The sequence below is a fragment of the uncultured Roseibium sp. genome (assembly GCF_963675095.2).
Classification (GTDB): Bacteria; Pseudomonadota; Alphaproteobacteria; order Rhizobiales; family Stappiaceae; genus Roseibium.
Genome location: NZ_CAXXSJ010000023.1, coordinates 1 through 19,027, shown reverse-complemented (window position 1 = coordinate 19,027; position 19,027 = coordinate 1). Strand labels below are relative to the sequence as shown.

The window sequence follows — 19,027 nt, the reverse complement described above, 5'->3', positions numbered from 1 at the left end:
CGGATGCGCTCGCCGGTCCGTTGCTGGCCCGGCGCGCGGAAGCGGCAGGGCTGGTCTATTCGCTTGCCTGGGGAGATCAGCCGGCGCTGATCGCCGATCATGTCGACTGGGCGCGCGCCTGCGGCTTCAAGGTGGTCTGCGCGGGCAAGGGCACGCGCTACCTGCCGAGCTATCACCACCTGACGCCGGACACGGTCTGGGACACGCTGCAGACCTATCTGGCGCTCAAGGATCCCAGCCAAATCAATCTGAAGATGTTCAACTCGTTTCTGGACGGCACCAAGTCCGGGATCGAGATGACGGCGGTCTGCAACACCACCGGGCTGATCCCGCAGGACGACGGCCTCGCCTTTCCGCCGGCGACCCGGTTCGAGCTTTCCTCCGTGTGCAAACCGCAGGCAAACGGCGGCACGCTGACGCGCACCGGGACCACGGAAGTCGTCTCCTCGCTCTACCGGGACGGCACGGACGTGCCGCATCATCTGGCCATGGGCACCTATGTGGTGATCGAGGCGGAGACCGATTACGCCCGCCAGTGCTTCACCGAGTATCATATGCTGGAGGACGACAGCGGCCAGTTCGCCGCGCTCTACCGGCCGACCCACATGATCGGAATGGAACTCGGCTGGTCGGTCGCCTCCGCCGCCCTGCGCGGCGAGCCTACCGGCACGGCCATCGGCTTTCATTCCGACGTGGTCGCGACGGCGAAGAAAGCCATGACGGCCGGCGAGATGCTGGACGGCGAAGGCGGCTTCACCGTCTGGGGCAAGCAATGCCCCGCAACCGCGTCTCTCGCCGCAGGCTACCTGCCGCTCGGCCTGTCGCACAACGTCAAACTCACCCGTGACCTGGCCGAGGGCCAGATGCTCACCTGGGCAGACGTGGTCCTCGACGAGACCGACAGCGCCTATCTGTTCCGGCGCAAGATGGAGAAGGAATTCGGGTGAAGGTCATAGGTCCATGCCTACTGCCGTCCGGTTTACCTATGAAGTTTCTAAGAATTTGAAATATCGGTAATATTCCTGCACCGGGATAGAGTGGAGACGAAAAGCCGTCCCGCCCACTCCCGTCTCCCCCCTTGAGGGGGAGATGTCCGCGACAGCGGACAGAGGGGGGTGAAACGGTACCGCATTTTCTGAAAAGCCGTATTTTCCGAGAGGCTTATACCCCCCTCTGTCTCCTGACGGAGACATCTCCCCCTCAAGGGGGGAGAGGAAAACAAGCGGATAAGCCAGAATTTCAACACATACGTCGCGAAACCGGACACCAGTGGGTCCATACCCTGGCTCAGCCGAGCGCGATATCGCCGAGGATCTGCGCCAGACCTTCCGGGTCGGAGTCGAAGGGCGAATGGCTGGTCGCCATGACATGAACGGTGGTCTTGTTGCCCATGGCCTCGTCCATCAGCGCGATCATCTTCTTCTGGCCCGCCGGGGTGACCGCCCGGTCTTTGGTACAGTGGATATAGTGGCGCGGCACGGTGCCGAACCGCTCCTTGGTAACCGGTGACGGCACGGTGGTAACCTGGGCCGGCTCGTCACAGTGGAAATGCGCGATCGCCTTCGTAAACATCTCCTCGCCGACATCGCCTGCATAGGCCTCCCGGATCCGGGTCCGGTAGTCCGGATCCTCGGAGCGGAAGTCGACGCGCATGGCGCCGATCGTGGCCGGATCGGCGGCAAAGAGCCCCGGCACCAGCGCATCCGCCATCAGTTCGTCCTTGATCATGGTCACCGGCGGCATGCCAGGCGGCAGCAGGAACGCGCAGACATAGACGGCGGCCGAAATCAGCTCGGGCACACGCTCGACCACATGGGAGACGGTCGCCCCGCCGAGGGAATGGCCGGCGATAACGACCTTGCCGCCGCATTTTTCCGCCGTTTCGCGCACTTGTCCGACCACGAAGTCGGTGCGTTCATCCTGGGTGACGCCCGCATTGGGCGACGGTTCGGTGGCGAAGGCCTGTTTGTCCAAAGGACGCTTCAGGAAAGAGGCGGGAAGTTTCGCGTTGACACCGGCGCCGGGCATATCGAACACGGTGGGGACGATGCCGCGCGCCTTCAGGAAGGGCAGGACGTAATCCCATGTCTCGTGATTGTGCCAGGCCCCGTGGACAAAAACGATGCCTGCGGACTGATCTGCCATTTTAAGTGCCTCCCGATTTCAAATGCCCCGATTTCAAGTGCATGGATCATGCACAACTGTTTTCCCCGTTTCCCATGGGCGAAATGGTCGCTAGGTTGCTACGAAACCGCAAAGCTTTTCAATCCGTTCGCGAGTTCACATGACATCCCGACTGTTTTCGCCGCTCACCGTCCGGTCGCTCACCCTGAAGAACCGCATCGCCGTGTCGCCCATGTGCCAGTATTCGGCCGGCGACGGCATCGCCAACGACTGGCACCTGGTTCACCTGGGCAAGTTCGCCCAAGGGGGCGCCGGGCTGATCTTCACCGAGGCCGTCGCCGTCAACCGGAACGGGCGGATCACCCATGGCGATCTGGGCATCTGGTCGGACGAACATGCCGCCGCCCTTGCCCGGATTACTGCTTTCCTGCGCGCCCACGGATCGGCATCGGCAATCCAGCTCGGCCATGCGGGCCGCAAGGCCTCCATGCAGCGGCCCTGGGAGGGCAATGCTGCCCTGACGGAGACGGAATTCGCCAAGGGCGAGATGGCCTGGCGCACCGTCGCCCCCTCGCCGCTTCCCATGGCCGAAGGCTGGCTGGTGCCCCATGAAATGAGCGCTCAGGATATCGCCGATACGGTTCAGGACTTCGTTCAGGCGACCCGCCGCGCCCACTGGGCCGGGTTCGACGTGGCCGAGATCCATGCCGCCCACGGCTACCTGCTGGCAAGCTTCCTCTCGCCCCATTCCAACAAGCGCACCGATGCCTATGGCGGCAGCCGCGAAGGCCGCGCGAGGGCACTGTTCGAGGTGGTCGAGGCGGTGCGCGCCGAGTGGCCGGAGGACAAGCCGCTGTTCGTGCGCATTTCCTCGGTCGATGGGACCCCGGACGGCTGGAACCTGGACGACAGTGTCTGGCTTGCCGGAGAGTTGAAGGCCCGCGGCGTCGATGTGATCGACTGTTCGTCGGGCGGCATCGCCGGCCCGGCAACCGCCGGCCGCACGCCGCCGCCTCCGGGCTTCCAGGTGCCCTACGCGGCGCGGATCAAGCAGGACACGGGCATTCTGACGCAAGCCGTTGGACTAATTACCGAGCCGCAGCAGGCGGAAGACATCCTCGCCGAGGGCAGCGCCGACATCATTGCCATCGGCCGCGAGGCGCTGTCCGATCCGAACTGGCCGGTCCACGCCGCCGACACGCTCGGCGACGACACCGCCTTCGAGACCTGGCCGAAGCAATACGGCTGGTGGCTCAACAAGCGCCGGGAGAGCACCGGGCGCTACTGAACGGCCGAACTATTCGGCCGCTTCCGGTTTCTTGCGTGGAGCCCTGGCGGATTTTCGGGGAGCTGGCTTCTTCCCGGCTTCGGCAAGCGGATCCTCAGTGATGTCGGCGGTCACCGGCGACAGTCCGAGCACTTCATGGAACGTCTGCAGCATTTCCAGGGTGTGCGGCGCCATTTCGTCGATGGCTCCAGGCACGAACTGAACGACCTTGGCCGCAAGCTCGCGCTCTTCCTGCGTTTTCAGAAGTTGCGGCAGGGTCGAAATCGCCGCTTCGCGGGCGAATTCCACGATCAGGTTCTGCTCTTCCAGGATCAACGCCCGCTGCTCGCTGGTCAGCGACTTGAACGGTTCGTCCTGGGTCAGAACCCGTGCGGAGCGTTCCAGCCGGTCACGGCGCACATTGCCCCGGCTTTCGGCGAGCAGGATCAGCATGCGGATGACCGCTTCGCAGAAACCGCCTTCGCCGATATGCATCAGCGCCGAGCGGACCGCCGGCAACGCGGCGAGTTCTTCCTTGCGTTTCAGGGTCCGGCCCGGCTGATGGGTACGGCCGAACCAGCGGGCATAGGGCGATCCCCACAGGCTGAAGAAGGTCGTCTCGTAGAGCATATCGCGCACATCGCGATAGAGATCGAGCGACTGTTCGATCACATCCGCGGCCACCTTTTCCGCCTGTACAAAAGGATTGTCCGGCGAAACCGGTTTGCGCTCCGCGCTCACCTTCTGCGCCATGTCGTGAAGCGGGGCGACAAACGGGTTCTGGCTTGAGATCGAGGCATGCTGGACCCGAAGCGGATGCAGCTTGCGGCGTAGATCGGCGGACTGTTCAGTCACGGCAGCTTCGACGAACGGACGCACCATGACGTCGTAGAATTCCGACTGCTGTTCCGATGCCCGGGCCACGGCCGCAAAGGGAATTTCGTCTTCCCGGCCATCGTCGAGCAGCTTCAGGTCTTCCATCTTTCGCTCGTGGAAACTGACGGTGAATGTGCGCTCCAGAAGCGGACCTTCGAAATCGTCGATCTTCATTTCATAGAGGCCGGGAGCGAGCGCCTCGATGGTCTTGAGCGTCGAAGTGACTTCCGTGTGTTCCTTCTTCGCGATCTTGGAGGACACGAAGATGCCCAGATGACCGACCTGCTCGTGGATCATGTAGATGATCCGCTGGCCGCGGATCGCGATCTCCCGCTCGTCCGTATAGGTGTCGATGATCCAGTTGATCGCCTGGGTCGGCGGCGTGATGTTGTCGCCCTCGCTGGCGAAAACGATGATCGGCGAGCGGATCTGCTTCAGGTCGATGTTGCGGCCCGGCTCAAGCTGGGCCTCGTTCTTGGACAGGCGATTGCCGACGAACAGTTCCTCGACGATCCAGCGGATCTCTGCCTCGTTGAGCAGGAAATACCCGCCCCACCAGCGTTCGAAATCGAGGAAGCGCTTCTGTTCCGTGTCAACCTTCGAATAGAGATCGAAATACTTGCGGAACTCGGTCCGCCCCGGATTGAGCATTTCGAAATTGGACACGAGATCCGCGCCGTCGAAGACGCCATGACCCAGGTCGGAGGCGAACATGACATTCCAGGTGCCGCCAAGGACACCGCCATTGTAGCGCATGGGATGTTCGCCGACCTTTCCCGCCCAGGTCTGGACCGGAGCGCCGTTCAGGAGGATCGGTCCGGTCAGGTCCGGGTTCGTGGCCGCCAGAAGCAGCGTCGCCCAGCCGCCCTGGCAATTGCCGGTGACGACCGGCTTGGGCGATTGCGGATGCTGCTCCATCACCTTGCGCACGAAGGCGGCTTCCGTATGGGTGACGGAGGCAATCGTCTGGCCCGGTTCCGGCATGCGCCGGAAGGCAACGAAATAGACCGGGTGGCCATCGTGCAGCGCGACGCCGACCTGGCTGTCCATCTTAAAGCCGCCGATCCCGGCGCCGTGGCCGGCGCGGGGGTCGATGATGATGTAGGGCCGCTTCCAGGACTTCGTTTCGACGCCCTCGGGCGGCAGGATCTTCAAAAGCATGTAATTGCACGGCCGGGGCAGATCCGCCCCGTCCAGCACGACCTCGTAGTCGTAGATCAGGACCGGCGGACAGCCTGCCTCCTCATGCTCCAGGAAATTGTCGCCCCGCTTGCGCAGGGTATCGAGCGTCAGGGTCAGGCGTTGGGCCGCATCCGCCGCATAGGCCTGATAGTCATCGACCAGAGTGCCGACCTGCCGGTCATGGCCGAGCGCCTGCTGCGCCAGCTCTCCGACATCGGCCAGCGTCTTCTGCAGGCGTTTGTTGTGGGTCTCCGAAATCCGGTTCATGTGGGTTGATATGCCCCGGGCCAACAGTTCGCTGAGCGTGGAGAGCTCTGCCATCTGGGCCTGAAACACGTTCACCCGTTCGCTCGGCGACCAGGCGGTCGCATCGGTCAGCTTTTCCAGGAACGCGTTCTGGCCGTCCACAATCGCGTCGAAAACATCCTTCATGCGGATTTCTCCTATCCGATAATGCTGTAGCCGCCGTCGATCGCGTGGACGCCGCCGGTGACGTTGGAGGCCTCGCGACTTGCCAGGAAGGCGGCATAAGCGCCGACATCCTCGATCGAGGCCAGATGATGGGTCGGCGCGCGTTCCGCGGCCGCATTCATGAGATGATCAAATTCGGCAATGCCGGAGGCCGCGCGGGTCTTCAACGGTCCGGGCGAAAGCGCGTGGACGGAGATGCCTTTCGGGCCGAGTTCGGCAGCAGCGTAGCGTGTGGCCGCCTCCAGCGCCGCCTTGACCGGCCCCATCATGTTGTAGTGCGCAACGACCCGTTCCGCGCCATAGAAGGACACGGTCATGCAGGTGCCGCCATCCTTCATCAGGGGTTCGGACCGCCGGATGAGACGCAGGAAGGAATGAACGGAAATATCCATCGCCAGGCCGAAGCCTTCTGCGGAACAGTCGACGACCCGACCGTGCAGGTCGTCCTTTGGACTGAAGGCGATCGAATGCAGCAGGGTGTCGAGCCCGCCCCATGTCCTGTCGATCTCGGCAAACAATGCATTGGCCTGCGATTCATTGCGCACGTCGAGCGGCAGAACGATGTCCGCCTCCAGCTCTTCGGCCAGCGGGCGCACATGCGGTTCGGCCTTTTCGTTGAGGTAGGTGATCGCAAGCCGTGCGCCCTGCGCCTTCAGCGCCTTCGCGCAGCCGTAGGCAATCGACTGATCGTTCGCGACCCCGACCACCAATGCTTTCTGGCCAGTCAAATCGAACATGGCTGCATACTCCCGAGCCGCTCACGGCCGGTGAAAGGAAACCTTCCCTTCAGACTTATACCGCAATGCAGCATAAATTATGACGTAACGATTAATTTTTGCTGTCGTTACGTGAAGCTACGGAGGAATAAGCAAGATCTTAGATACCCGGCCCCGAATTCGGTCAGGCATAATTTCAAGTCAACGACAAAGAAGGTTATTCTTCACAACCCTCGCGTCGCGACACTGTTTTCGAAGACGATCCGCGGATGATTCAAGACCAAGTTCGAGATACCGCCGTAGTTACCGAACCAAAGCACCAGGTGGTCCTCCACACGAATAACCAGTTCCCTGAAATCAGGATCCTGGGTGTCGTCCTTGATCGTTTCGACTTTCAATCCCTTCAGTATTTTCTGCGCGTCTTCATAGGATTGGTTGAGATACAAACCACAAAAATCAATTCTGAAGTTCACGACATCGAAGAAATCCTGATTGGCTTCGTTCCGCTGATCGCTTTCATACGGCTCAAAACCATCCTTCTCGGGCATGCCGAGGTCGCAAAACTGCAATCGGATGCCGTTCGATTTGGGATCCGGGTGTGACCAGTCCCACGAAAACCAGAACTCGAATGGATAACAACGGCAGTCGACCGCCGTTATTTCTCCTTCGTGATCGAATTTCTCGATGTAAATCTTCTCAAAATCGATCACCGCCCCGGCAGCCGAGCGGAAATCGTCAAAGGTCTGCCCCATACGGATCGGACCTATTTGCCCGGTTCTGGCTATGTCGAAAAGCGAGTAGGTTTCCAACGTTCTCCGGCTCTTCACGAGGCAGATGGCCTGACTTTACAGCGACAACATCCAGTTCAGGACCAGACGCCAGTCGGTCATGCGGATCGGGGTGCCGTGGGTGCCGGTGTCGAACAGGGTGAACTTGATCGGGTAGCCGGGCGCGGACGATTTGATCTTCTTGAAGAAATTCGCCTGCTTCTCCCAATTATAGACCTGGTCGTCGCTGCCGTAGCCCATATAGACCGGGACCTTGCGGGACAGCGCCCCGGACGAGAAAAAGCCAGGATCCTGCGGCGAGCCCAAAAACAGGATGCCGCTGAGATTGGAGGCATAATTCGCGCTTTTCAGGAGATCCCAGCAGATGATGCCGCCCATGGAGCCACAGGCAACGATCACCCGGGCATTGGGCGAGAGCTGCTTCTGATAGCCGATCAGCGCGGCGACATCCTGTGTCCCCTTGGCACCGAAGGACGTGATATCGACGGAGAGATAGGCCCCGCCGTTGCGCACCATCAGGTTCTGCACCCGGTTGAAGTTGCCGCCGAAGGACACGTCGTTCACGCCCTGGAAGCGATTGCCGCCCTGGCCGTGGACGTAGATGACGATGACCTTCGCGCCGCCCTGGGCCTTGCCGACGCCCATGTATTTGACGATCCGTCCATTGGCCTTGAGCTCGTAGCTCGACCGGCTGCGCTTCGGCTTGTAGGAAACGTAGTTGCCGAAAACCTCGCGCTCATCGACCTTGTCCCGGTCGCGCAGGTCGCGTTGCTTTGAATACTCGACGACGATGAAATCACCGTCCATATGACTGGCGGTGATCTTCTTGTACTTGAAGAGCCCGTCCTTGAACGGTGCCAGCGCTTCAGCGCCTGCGGGCCCCACGATGAAGACCGTCGCGAGGCACAAGGCTGCGAAGACGGCTGAAAATGTCCGAATGCGTCGCATTCCCGCTCCCTATGACCGGATCCGTTTCAAGACAGGGGCCTTTGCCGGCCACGGCCGACATAAATACCGGATTCGGTGTCCGTGTTGCACGTCCAATTGGTGACTTTCCGGAAGCCTAGCCGGGATAGCCAAGGGCTTCAATCTTCGCGAACCGCCAAATAACCGAACTCGTTTTCTCATCAAGTTTCGGCGTGCAGGTATACTCGGACTGACGCAAGTTTTATCGAAAGGCTTCATTCCATCTCATATGTAACTTTACGCGCCGCCTCGTCGATCTAGTTAAAAACATCGATATATATCGCCCGCCTTTGCACACAGTCCTTCGCTTTTTTAAAGAGAGTTCTCCAATTCTTCTGCTTTAACAAATTGGTAACCATAAACTATTGAAACTCAGGCAGAAGAAATCCGGCGGCAGAAGGCCTCGGGGTTCAGTTCAGGAGAACAGACATGCCAGTCATTTCCTTCGCGAATGCAAAAGGCGGCGCCGGCAAGACCACCGCGGCGCTTTTGCTGGCGACAGAAGTCGCCGAACGGGGAAAAAGCGTGACCATCTTCGATGCGGATCCGCAGAAATGGATCTCCAAGTGGTACGAATTGCCCAATCGGAGTTCCCGGATTTCCGTCGTCAGTGAAATCACCCCGTCCTCCATCACCGAACAGATCACCGATGCGGTGGCGGTTTCCGACTACGTGATCGTGGACCTGGAGGGCACGGAGAATCTCGTGGTCGCCAATGCACTGTCGGTCTCCGACCTGGTGGTCGTGCCGATCCAGGGGTCTTCCATGGACGCCCGGGGCGGCGCCAAGATCCTCACGCTGATTGGCAAGCTGGAAAAGATTGTCCGCCACAAGATCCAGCACTGCGTGGTCCTGACCCGCACCAATGCGGCCGTGACCACCCGCGCCATGAAAGCTGTGCAGGACTACCTCGCCATCCAGGGCATCGATGTGCTGGCGACGCCGATCGTGGAACGGGCCGCCTACCGCGACCTGTTCGAATTCGGCGGCGGGCTCGGCGACCAGAGCCCCAAGCAGATCACCAATCTGGACAAGGCCAAGGAAAACGCGGAGATGTTCGCCGCCGAAGTGCTGGAACGGGCCGTCGTGGTGCCGCAGAAGCGCTGGTACCACGTCTTCAAGAAGGCCTCATAAGGCCTCGCTGACAGGATTCGCCCCATAGACCCACGGCAAACGAACCTAGTCACCCGAATCTGAAGTTCGTCTCTTTTCTCAGCGAGTGCTGAACGAACTTCAGATTCAAAGGGGTGACTAGCAAATATATGTTTCTAGTGTGGTTTTCGGATTTGAAATACGCTCCGGCATCCGCTGCGGAAATGAGGCGTATTTCAAATCCACCACACTAGGTTCGTTTGCCGTTTTCTTATGTTCATCCGCCCTGCCAGACCCGGATGGCCTCCACCGGCCACAACAGCATCAGGACATTCAGGGTCAGATTGTCCCGGATCACCCAGAGCGCCAGCAGCTCGAAGGCGACGCCGACGGCGACCGTCAGCCAGACCGGCATCCGCCAGGCGAACCAGAACCCGGCGAGCATCCAGAGAATGTCGAAGACCGAATTCAGGACGCTGTCGCCGGTGTAGCCGGACGCGATCGTCGCCTCGCGGTAGCGGTCGATCACCCATGGGCTGTTCTCGATGATTTCCCAGGAGGCCTCGATGAAGATGGCGCCCAGCGCCCGTTCGCCGACCGGACGGTTCCGGAACAGCAGCCAAAGCGCCAGATAGAACAGAAAGCCATGAATGATGTGGGACGGCGTGTACCAGTCGGCGATGTGCTGGGAACTGCCCGCGACATCCTCAGCCGGGGTCCAGAACAGCACATAGCCGCAATCGCAGATCGGGATCCGCCCCATGGCAAGCAGGATGACCGCGGTCACCAGGATCATGCCGATGCCGGTCAGCCAGATCGTTCGTGTTCTCACGTCCTGTTCCTTTCCGAAGGTGCGGATTTGTCCGGGCATTCCCGTGGGGGAGACTGTTGTTCTGCGCCCTCCGAAAGCAAGGCTGAACCCCTTGCGTCAACAGCTTTAAATTCCAGCAGCAATGATTGGCAATACAGAGGACCCTCTCTATGGTGCCCTGTGACATTTGCGTATTCCCGTCCAGCGTTACATCAAGGTCCCGCCTCATGCGAAAACGCTTTCCCCGGCTGACATCTGCCAGAATTGCTCCGCTGCTTGGCCTCCTGCTTCTTGCCGCCTGTCAGGAAAACGGCGGCAATATCGCGCTCGGCACCATCGAACGGGACCGGGTCGCCCTGACGGCGACGGCGGCGGAGGTCGTGATCGACCTCCCCGTGGCGGAAGGTTCGGCGGTCAAGAAGGGCGACGTGTTGGTGCGGCTCGATCACAAACAGCAACAGGCGGAAGTCGCCCGTACCAAGGCGGAGGTCGAGCGGGCCGCGGCCAATCTGGAAAAGCTGCGCAACGGCGCCAGGGAAGAGGAGCTGGCCGCCGCCAGGGCCAAGGTCAGCGGTGCCAAGGCCGCGTTGCTGGAAGCGAAGCAGAGCTTCGAGCGCGCTCAGGACCTCAGCTCCCGGGGGACGACCAGCAAGGCGAGCTACGACAGCGCCCTTGCCAACCGGGATGCGGCCGACGCCTCGCTCAAGAGCGCGGAAGAAGAGCTGCGCCAACTGGAAAACGGCGCCCGGCGGGAAGATCTCGCCATGGCGGAAGCGGAGCTTGCCGCTGCCCAGGCTAGCCTTGAGAGCCAGCAGAAGGTCCTGTCCGACCTGACGATCGAGGCATCCCGGGACGGCATCCTCGACAGCCTGCCGTGGAACCTCGGCGAGAGGGTCACGATCGGCAGCCCGGTCGCCATCCTGCTTGCCGGAGACGCGCCCTTTGCCCGGGTCTATGTTCCCGAGCCCTACCGGGTGAAGGTGAAGCAGGGCGACAAGCTGACGGTGCGGATCGACGGTTTGGACGATCCGCTGGAGGGTACGGTGCGCTGGATCAGTTCCGAACCGGCCTTCACGCCCTATTACGCCCTCAATCAGGAGCAGCGCAGCCGGCTGATGTATCTGGCGGAGGTCGACCTGCCCGCATCAGCGGAAAGCCTGCCGAGCGGCGTGCCCGCCCAGGTTCTGCTGCCATGAACGATCTGGTGGTCCGCACCCGCGGGATGACCCGGAAATTCGGCGACGTCACAGCCGTGAATGAAGTCGATCTGGATATCGCCAAAGGCACCATCTACGGTTTCCTCGGCCCCAACGGCTGCGGCAAGACCACCTCCATGCGCATGCTGACCGGCCTTCTGACACCGACCTCCGGAGAACTGGAGGTTCTGGGCAACACATTGCCCGGCGAGGCGGAGAAGCTGAAGTACCGGATCGGCTACATGACCCAGACGTTCTCCCTTTACCGGGACCTGAGCGTGAAGGAGAATCTCCAGTTCTTCTCCAAGGTCTTCGGCCTCGGCCATCGGGAGGAAAAGCAGCGCATCGCGGAACTCCTCGACCTCTACGACCTTACCGACCTCGCAAAACAGCGCGCGGGTAGTATGAGTGGCGGGCAGCGCCAGCGGCTGGCGCTCGCGGCGTCGGTGCTGCACAAGCCGGACCTTCTGTTCCTCGACGAACCGACGTCGGCGGTCGATCCGGAATCCCGCCGGGATTTCTGGGAACAGCTTTTCGACCTGAGTGATGCGGGCACCACCATCGTGGTCTCCACCCACTTCATGGACGAGGCGGAACGCTGTCATCGCATCGCGATCATGGAACACGGCCACAAGCGGGCCGACGGTACTCCGGCCGAGTTGATGGCGAACATGGCCACCAACGTGCTGGAGGTCGAGGGCAAGGACCTCAGAACCCTGCGCAAGGAACTGACGGCGCTCCCAGAAGTCCGCTCCGCCGCTCAGCTTGGTGCCCGACTTCGGGTTCTGGTCAACAAGGAGGTCGCCGATCCGGAAGCCTGGTTCCGATCCCTGCCCCAGTCCAAGGAAGCGCAGCAGGTCTGCAAGGTCCGGCCGAACCTCGAGGACGTTTTCGTCACCAACACCGGCAACCTGCCGGAACCGGGGCAACCTGCGAAAGGAAGCGGGCAATGAGATCCCTCCGGCGCATTTCCGCAATCCTGTTCAAGGAATTCATGCAGCTGAGGCGGGACCGGATGACCTTCGGCATGATCGTCATGATCCCGCTGATGCAGCTCCTGCTGTTCGGCTATGCCATCAACACCAACGTGCGCCATATCCCGGTGGCGCTGGTGGATCACGCGGACACCGGCATCAGCCGGATCCTGGTGCAGACCATCCTGGCGACCCAGGTGGTCGACTTCACCGAGCACTACGACACGGTGGAAGAAGCCCAGGCGGCGATCACCGGTTCCCGGGTACGCGCCGCTCTGATCATTCCGCGGGATCTCGCCAGCCGCCTCGCCCGCAGCCCGAGCATCGGCATGGGAACGCCCGCCTCGACCAGCGAGGAAACCAGCCGGCCGGTGGCCCAATGGATCGTGGACGGCTCCGACACGATGATCGCCGGGGCGATCAAGGCCCTGCGCGCCATGCCGCTGACCGAGCTTCTGCACAAGCCGCCGAACCGGTCGACACCGACCTTCGAGGTGGCGCTGTTCTTCAACCCGGAACAGCGAACGGTGGTCAATATCGTGCCTGGGCTGGTCCCGGTCATCCTGACCATGACCATGATCATGTTCACGTCCGCGGCGATCGTGCGCGAAAGCGAACGCGGCAATATGGAGATGCTGATCAACACCCCGGTGAAGTCGATCGAGCTGATGATCGGCAAGATCATCCCCTATATCTTCATCGGCCTGGTGCAGGTGGGGATCATCCTCGGTCTCGGCTACGCGGTCTTCAACGTGCCGTTCAACGGCGGGTTGCTGCCGCTTCTGGGCGGCACGCTCCTGTTCATCGCCGCCAGCCTGTCGCTCGGCCTGTTGTTTTCCACCCTTGCGAAGAGCCAGCTTCAGGCCATGCAGATGACGATCTTCGTGCTGATGCCGTCGATCCTGCTGTCCGGCTTCATGTTTCCTTACGAGGGCATGCCGGTTGCCGCCCAGTATATCGCGGAGGTCCTGCCGGCGACCCATTTCATGCGCATGATCCGCGGCATCGTCCTGCGCGAGGCGGAACTCGCCGATCTCCAGTTCGACGCGCTCTGGCTCGCCGGCTTCTTCGCCCTGGGCATGGCTCTGGCCGCGCTCCGATTCAAGAAGAGGCTGGATTGAGCCAGGAAAGACGAAAGCGGGGGAAGCGGTTGCTTCGGCTGTTCACCCTGGGTTCATATTGGAATTTGCAAAGATCGGTTTGAAATCATTCTAAGAAGGCGCATAGGCCTTCGACACATGGGGACGCATATGCATTTTGAATTACCTGTTTCAACGCCGCTCTCTCTTTCGCGTCGGGCTCCGATGATGCCTTTCCGCAAGCGACCGGGAAGGCTTGACGGTTCGGAAAGAAAAGCGAAACGCGCTAGATTTCTGCGGATGGCCGTCGGGCTTCTGGCTGCGGCGTCTGCCAGCGCGGGTTTCGGCGAGGCTTACGCGCAGACCCGCATCTGGACCGTCACCGGCACCTATGCTGAGATTGTCGCGACCGACTGCCGCGATTGCGGGGATGATATCGGGATCCTGATCGCCTGCCGGGGCGACGGCTTGCCGGCACGGGTCAGCGTGCCATGGCTGGCGACGGAGAACGGACCGGCCGGCATGACCCTGCCGCTTGAAATGACCATCGGCAACCAGCGCTTCGTCTATGACGCGACACTGAGCAATCCCGGTCAGGCCGGCCACGTGCCCGAGTTCTTCATGAACCCGCACGATCCCGCGCTCGAGGCCCTGATGACGGGCCGGTCCGCGCAGATCATCTTCGATGGTGTTCAGGCCAATATCGGCCTGCAGAGCTCCCGCTCGGCCTTGTCGATCTTCAAGGCCCATTGCGGCTGGAACAATGTTCCCTACGGCGCGCAATTCGCCAACGGTGAGCCGGTAGGCTCCGGCGGTTCCTTCCAGCCCTCCGGAGCAGGCGGTCAGCAAGCCCCGGCCGCCAATCCGGACCTGTCCTGGTTCGCAAATTCCTATCCGGACCAGCAAACCGGTACGACGGATGGAACACTGACCTTCGGCATTCCGGAAACCGATGCCATGGTCTTCGATGCCCTGTGCCGCGCCGGGCAAGGCAATAGCGCAGAGGTCCGGTTCGGAGTGGCCCTGGGCACCTTGAGGGATGGCGACCCGGTCACGCTCTATATCCGCCCCAACGGAGCAAATTTCGAATTCAGCGGAACGGCATTCCAAGCCGAGAGCGGCGAATTCGCGGGTATGACCGTACAAATTCCGTTGTCCGACCCGGTCTGGCAGGCCATGTCGGCCGCCGGGGCTCCGTTTGTAATCGGGGCTCACTCGGGCGGCGAGGCGATGGTCAGCTCCGAAGGTGCCGCTGCTGCCATCGGCCAGTTTCTCCAGACCTGTCAGTCTGCTGCCGGCCAAGGAGCAGTTCAGGGAGCAGTTCAGGGAGCCCCCCAGCAACCGCAGGCCGACCTGCCGTCTCAGGGTGTACCGCAGCAGCCACAGACACAACAACCGCTGGCACAGCAACCGCTTGTGCAACAGCCGCTGGCGCAACAGCCGCAGCAGCCACAGCCCCAGCAGCAACCGCCCGCGGCAATCGACGGCAGCTACGCCTGCAGCGACGGCTCGAACCTCCTGGTTGCGGTTACGCAGCTCGGCGCGAACGAGATCGCTAATGTCGTGCGCAACGGCACGGAGGTCCACGCGCTCGTAAAGCAGCCGATGGAAGGCGCCGGTATGCGCTTCAGCGACGGAAATTCCAACCTGATCGCGATCAACGGCATCCTCATGCTGACCGGCTCCCAGGGCGGGGCAAGCTGCCAGAAACGATAGGCGAGATTATTGCCCCCTTTCGTGGGCGAGCAGATTTCAAACAAAGGACGATTTTTTAAATGGGTGAACGACTTATGCCGGGTTTCCGGCCTGGACAGGCTTGTGCCCTGATTGCAGTGATGCTCGGTTTTCTCGTGCTGCCGTCCCTGTCGGCACAGGCCCAGGGAGCTCCCGCCGAGCGGTGCTCCCAGATCATCGAACAGCAAGGGCTTCAATGGGACCCCAGGAATCCACAAGCAACCAAATGGGTCTATTCGAATATCCGCAGTCTGTGCCAGAGAACGCCGGCGGCGACCTATCCGATCGATTGCTTTCGCGCCGCGATCCGGCAGGGCCTGGATTATCAGCACGGAATGAACTTGTGCCGCTTCGACCGGGGCGGATGCGTCTTCAAGTCGGCGATCAGTTTCAGGCTGAATTTCAACCCTGACGGCACGTACTCCGGCCCGACCGCAGGAGGCTGGGACACCATCATTCGCCATTGCGCCTTCGGCGAACAGTTGAGATTGGGGCCGAATGGTGACCGCCCGACCGTTAACGGCGGCGGGTTTTCCGGAACATGCATGAAAACCCTCCTCAACAAAGCGTATTTCGGCGTCGCGTTGAACCAGGACGACGTGAGCCGGATGTGCCAGTTCGCCCGGGACACGGGCTCGCCGAACGACTGCGCCTTGGCGCTGGAACAAAACCTCCGGAACTACAAAGGCCTGCGAGACCGGACTGGTAGATTCTTCGGGTACACCCCTGGGGACAATGACTATCTGAAACAAAGTGTGGTTAGGGTCTGCGCCAATGCGCTGAACGAGGTGACCTCAAATTGCGTCTTTAGGGGCCTGGGAAACAACTTCGATCTCGACACGGTGGTCGAGGTATGCCGGGCCAAGGAGAACATTTTGCGTAATATGGGTCTGGTACCGGGAACGGGACGAGATCACCCGCTGAACGCCCTGCAGGCCATGGGCAACAATTGCGTGACCCGGAACTCCTTCGACAATGCCGGCTCGGTCAATATTAGCAACGGCTGGCTGCGATGCCGGAACCAGCCGTTGTTCAACTGAGGTCGGCCAGAACCGACCGTATTCGCCGGCGGCGCACCTGGTGCCGCCGGTTCAACAAACGGCGAGACTGATTTCGGATCAGAACCTGCAAGGCTGCCGTGCATAGATTGATCAGGTGGGAGCAACTCCTTATGCTGCAGGCATGTAACGGAGGGGCTTTTCATGATCGAACGCCGCGACGTCCTGCTGTCCGCCGGGGTCGGGCTCCTTTCCGCAGCCTCGTCTGCCGCCTCCGAACCCCTGCCGAACTGGATCGTGAATGGCGCGCATGCGCAGGACCCTGCCCCCTCCCGCAAAAAGGGTATTGCCCTGGCACTCGGAGGCGGCGCAGCAAAGGGGTTTGCCCATATCCCGTTCCTGGAATGCCTGGACGAGGTGGGTGTTCGCCCAACGCAGATCGCGGGAACGTCCATGGGGGCGATCATAGGGGCGGCTTACTGCTCCGGCATGAGCGGCCTGGATATTCGAACCTACACGCTGGATCTCTTCGCCAAACGGCGTCCTCTCATGCAGAAACTGCTGCTGGATACCGGCGACAACTGGGCGTCCCTGTTCAATCTTGTGAAGCCAGCGGTCATCGATCCCGAGGTTCTCTTTGGTTCCCTCCTGCCGGACAGCCTGAAGCAGGATTTTTCCGACCTTCAGATCCCGTTGAAGGTGGTCGCGACCGACTATCATGGCCAGAGCCAGTTCGTAATCGGCGAAGGACCTCTGCTGAGCGCGATTGCCGCCTCGTCCGCGCTTCCGGTCCTGCTGACACCCGTGCGCCGGGGCGGGGTACTGCTGATCGACGGCGGTTTCGTCAATCCGACCCCTTTCGATGTTCTGGATGCTTCGGAAAACATCGCGACCATCGGCGTCGACGTCACAGGCAGCGACAGCCACGACGACGGAAACACGCCCGGGGCGATGAAGGTCTGGATCAACTCCTTCAACATCACCCTGCACTCGATCGTGGAAGCGAAACTCACCGGTTCCCACCCGGACCTGCTGGTGCGCCCGCCCATCGGCCAGTTCAGCACCATGGACTTCTTTCAGGTGGAAGCCATTCTGGCCGCTGCGGATCAGGCGCGCGACGCGTTCAAACGCGAGGTCGACGCCCTCCTGGACCGGCCGTGAGCGAACTGATGCGAGGGACGTTTACATGACCGGTTTGAAGATGTTCCGCTTGCCCGTGCCCGGCATCGTTCCGCTGTCCGTCGGTCTGCTTTTCTTCGCGGCCGCGCTCACGCCGTCGCTCATTCCCCGAGGCTGGCTGCTTCAAGGGATCCTCGCCGGACTGGTCATGGCGATCGGTTATATGCTCGGGCGGTTCGCGATCCTCCTTTGGACCGCCTTGGAATTTCCGCGACCGCGTGGAAAGCTGCTGACCCTTGCCCGGGCTGCCGTCCTGTTGTCGGCGCTGGCGCTGCTCATCCATAACCTGTCCAAAACGACCGATTGGCAGAATTCCGTCCGGCTGCACGTGGACATGGAGCCGATCGAATCCACCACGATCGTCGGCATCGTTCTGGTCAGCCTGGCGGTGTTTTCCGCGCTGTTTCTCATCGGCGTGGCAGTCCAGCGGATTTTCGACTTCCTGCGGTTCCGGCTGTATCGGTACATGGCGCCGCGTGCCGCCGGCGTCCTCGGACTGGCGGTCCTTGTGACCGTTGCCTTCATCGGATCGCGCGACTGGGTTCTGCCTGAAACGCTGCAGTTTCTGGACACGACTTACGAAACCGCCCAGAACCTGTTCGAAACCGCTCCCCCGCCACCCGGTGACCCGGACGTTCCCGGCGGTGCTAATTCCCTGGTGAGCTGGAAGGCGATGGGCCAGCCCGGGCGGAACTTCATCATGGGAGGACCAACGGCGGAAGAGATATCGGAATTCACCGGCCGGATCGCCAAAAAGCCGATCCGTGTCTATGTGGGACGTTCGCAGGATGAAAGCCCGGAAGCACGGGCTGAGCTCGCTCTGCAGGAACTGATCCGGCTGAATGCCTTCGACCGCAAGATCCTGCTGGTGGCCAGTCCGACAGGGACCGGCTGGCTCGATCCGGGCAGCCACGACATTCTCGAAATGATGCATGGCGGCGACATTGCCACCGTTGCCGTCCAGTATTCCTATCTGCAGTCCCCGCTTGCTCTGGTGTTTGAGACCCGGACAGGCCTCGATCAGGCGTCGGCCACCATGGACACCATTTACCGCTACTGGCGGCAGTTGCCCGAGGACAGTCGCCCGAGGCTTTACATGCACGGCATCAGTCTCGGAGCCTGGTCGTCCATGTATTCCTTAAACATCATACAGATGATCAACGAACCGATTGCCGGTGCCTTGTGGTCCGGACCGCCGTTTCCGTCCGCACACTGGGTGCAGGCAACCGCCGCGCGCAACGCGGGAACACCCTTCGTCCTGCCGCGGATCGAGGATGGTGAGGTGATCCGCTTTGCCTCCCAGTATGTGCCGCCGCAGGACCAGGGCAGCCTCTGGGGCAGAGTGCGGATCGTGTTTCTTCAATACGCCTCGGATCCGATCGTCTTTTTCGATCCCAACTCCTTCTGGCGGGCGCCCCAGTGGATGCGGGAAAAGCCCGCCCCCGACGTTTCGCCGGAGCTGACCTTCATGCCGGTGGTCACCCAGCTGCAGCTCGCTCTCGACATGCTGCTAGCCACGCACCTGCCGCAGGGACACGGCCATAACTACGACAAGATGGACTATATCGACGCCT

Annotated in this window: 16 protein-coding genes; 10 read left to right on the top strand and 6 right to left on the bottom strand. The window is 61.4% G+C overall.

The window, feature by feature from the left end; translation table 11 throughout:
• Positions 1–947, top strand: a 947-nt coding sequence (locus ABIN98_RS08270) for a flagellar biosynthesis protein FlgA (RefSeq protein WP_346909079.1), incomplete at its 5' end; no start/stop codon positions are given.
• A gap of 340 nt (positions 948–1,287) precedes the next feature.
• On the opposite strand, the gene ABIN98_RS08265 is transcribed toward ABIN98_RS08270, so the two are convergent.
• Positions 1,288–2,145 carry an alpha/beta hydrolase gene (locus ABIN98_RS08265; RefSeq protein ID WP_346909077.1) on the bottom strand — a complete coding sequence of 286 codons (858 nt, stop codon included), beginning with the start codon at positions 2,143–2,145 and terminating at the stop codon, positions 1,288–1,290.
• 139 nt (positions 2,146–2,284) lie between these two features.
• Between ABIN98_RS08265 and ABIN98_RS08260 the strand changes: the two genes are divergently transcribed.
• Positions 2,285–3,412, top strand: a complete 1,128-nt coding sequence (locus tag ABIN98_RS08260; protein WP_346909076.1) for an NADH:flavin oxidoreductase/NADH oxidase — start codon at positions 2,285–2,287, stop codon at positions 3,410–3,412.
• A gap of 9 nt (positions 3,413–3,421) precedes the next feature.
• Here the strand turns inward: ABIN98_RS08260 and ABIN98_RS08255 are convergent, their stop codons facing one another.
• From ABIN98_RS08255 to ABIN98_RS08240, 4 genes are all read right to left on the bottom strand, one after another.
• Positions 3,422–5,881, bottom strand: coding sequence for a DUF3141 domain-containing protein (locus ABIN98_RS08255; RefSeq protein ID WP_346909074.1), 2,460 nt, complete (start codon positions 5,879–5,881; stop codon positions 3,422–3,424).
• 11 nt (positions 5,882–5,892) lie between these two features.
• Positions 5,893–6,657 (bottom strand): enoyl-ACP reductase FabI, encoded by a 765-nt coding sequence (gene fabI / locus ABIN98_RS08250; RefSeq protein WP_346909072.1) that lies wholly within the window; start codon positions 6,655–6,657, stop codon positions 5,893–5,895.
• 203 nt (positions 6,658–6,860) lie between these two features.
• Positions 6,861–7,445 carry a hypothetical protein gene (locus tag ABIN98_RS08245; protein WP_346909070.1) on the bottom strand — a complete coding sequence of 195 codons (585 nt, stop codon included), beginning with the start codon at positions 7,443–7,445 and terminating at the stop codon, positions 6,861–6,863.
• A 36-nt stretch (positions 7,446–7,481) separates the two neighbouring features.
• Complete coding sequence (locus ABIN98_RS08240; protein ID WP_346909069.1) at positions 7,482–8,372, bottom strand: alpha/beta hydrolase; 891 nt, start codon at positions 8,370–8,372, stop codon at positions 7,482–7,484.
• Positions 8,373–8,819: 447 nt separating this feature from the next.
• Between ABIN98_RS08240 and ABIN98_RS08235 the strand changes: the two genes are divergently transcribed.
• A complete protein-coding gene (locus ABIN98_RS08235; protein ID WP_346909067.1) occupies positions 8,820–9,524 on the top strand; it encodes a ParA family protein in 705 nt (234 codons plus the stop codon).
• Between the two features lie 235 nt (positions 9,525–9,759).
• Here the strand turns inward: ABIN98_RS08235 and ABIN98_RS08230 are convergent, their stop codons facing one another.
• Positions 9,760–10,314: a DUF2585 domain-containing protein gene (locus tag ABIN98_RS08230; protein ID WP_346909066.1), complete on the bottom strand. Its 555-nt coding sequence runs from the start codon at positions 10,312–10,314 to the stop codon at positions 9,760–9,762.
• A 206-nt stretch (positions 10,315–10,520) separates the two neighbouring features.
• Between ABIN98_RS08230 and ABIN98_RS08225 the strand changes: the two genes are divergently transcribed.
• The 7 genes from ABIN98_RS08225 to ABIN98_RS08195 all read left to right on the top strand — a co-directional run.
• Entirely contained in the window at positions 10,521–11,489 is a 969-nt protein-coding gene (locus ABIN98_RS08225) for an HlyD family efflux transporter periplasmic adaptor subunit (RefSeq protein ID WP_346909064.1), read from the top strand.
• A complete protein-coding gene (locus ABIN98_RS08220; protein WP_346909062.1) occupies positions 11,486–12,442 on the top strand; it encodes an ABC transporter ATP-binding protein in 957 nt (318 codons plus the stop codon). Before ABIN98_RS08225 ends, ABIN98_RS08220 begins: the two co-directional genes overlap by 4 nt.
• Positions 12,439–13,584, top strand: a complete 1,146-nt coding sequence (locus tag ABIN98_RS08215; RefSeq protein ID WP_346909060.1) for an ABC transporter permease — start codon at positions 12,439–12,441, stop codon at positions 13,582–13,584. Before ABIN98_RS08220 ends, ABIN98_RS08215 begins: the two co-directional genes overlap by 4 nt.
• A 258-nt stretch (positions 13,585–13,842) precedes the next feature.
• Positions 13,843–15,258, top strand: coding sequence for a hypothetical protein (locus tag ABIN98_RS08210; protein WP_346909058.1), 1,416 nt, complete (start codon positions 13,843–13,845; stop codon positions 15,256–15,258).
• A 59-nt stretch (positions 15,259–15,317) separates the two neighbouring features.
• A complete protein-coding gene (locus tag ABIN98_RS08205; RefSeq protein ID WP_346909056.1) occupies positions 15,318–16,316 on the top strand; it encodes a hypothetical protein in 999 nt (332 codons plus the stop codon).
• A gap of 162 nt (positions 16,317–16,478) precedes the next feature.
• On the top strand, positions 16,479–17,435 hold the full coding sequence (locus tag ABIN98_RS08200) for a patatin-like phospholipase family protein (RefSeq protein ID WP_346909054.1): 957 nt from the start codon (positions 16,479–16,481) through the stop codon (positions 17,433–17,435).
• Positions 17,436–17,460: 25 nt separating this feature from the next.
• Positions 17,461–19,027 (top strand): alpha/beta-hydrolase family protein (locus tag ABIN98_RS08195; protein ID WP_346909052.1); only part of this gene is annotated, 1,567 nt, incomplete at its 3' end.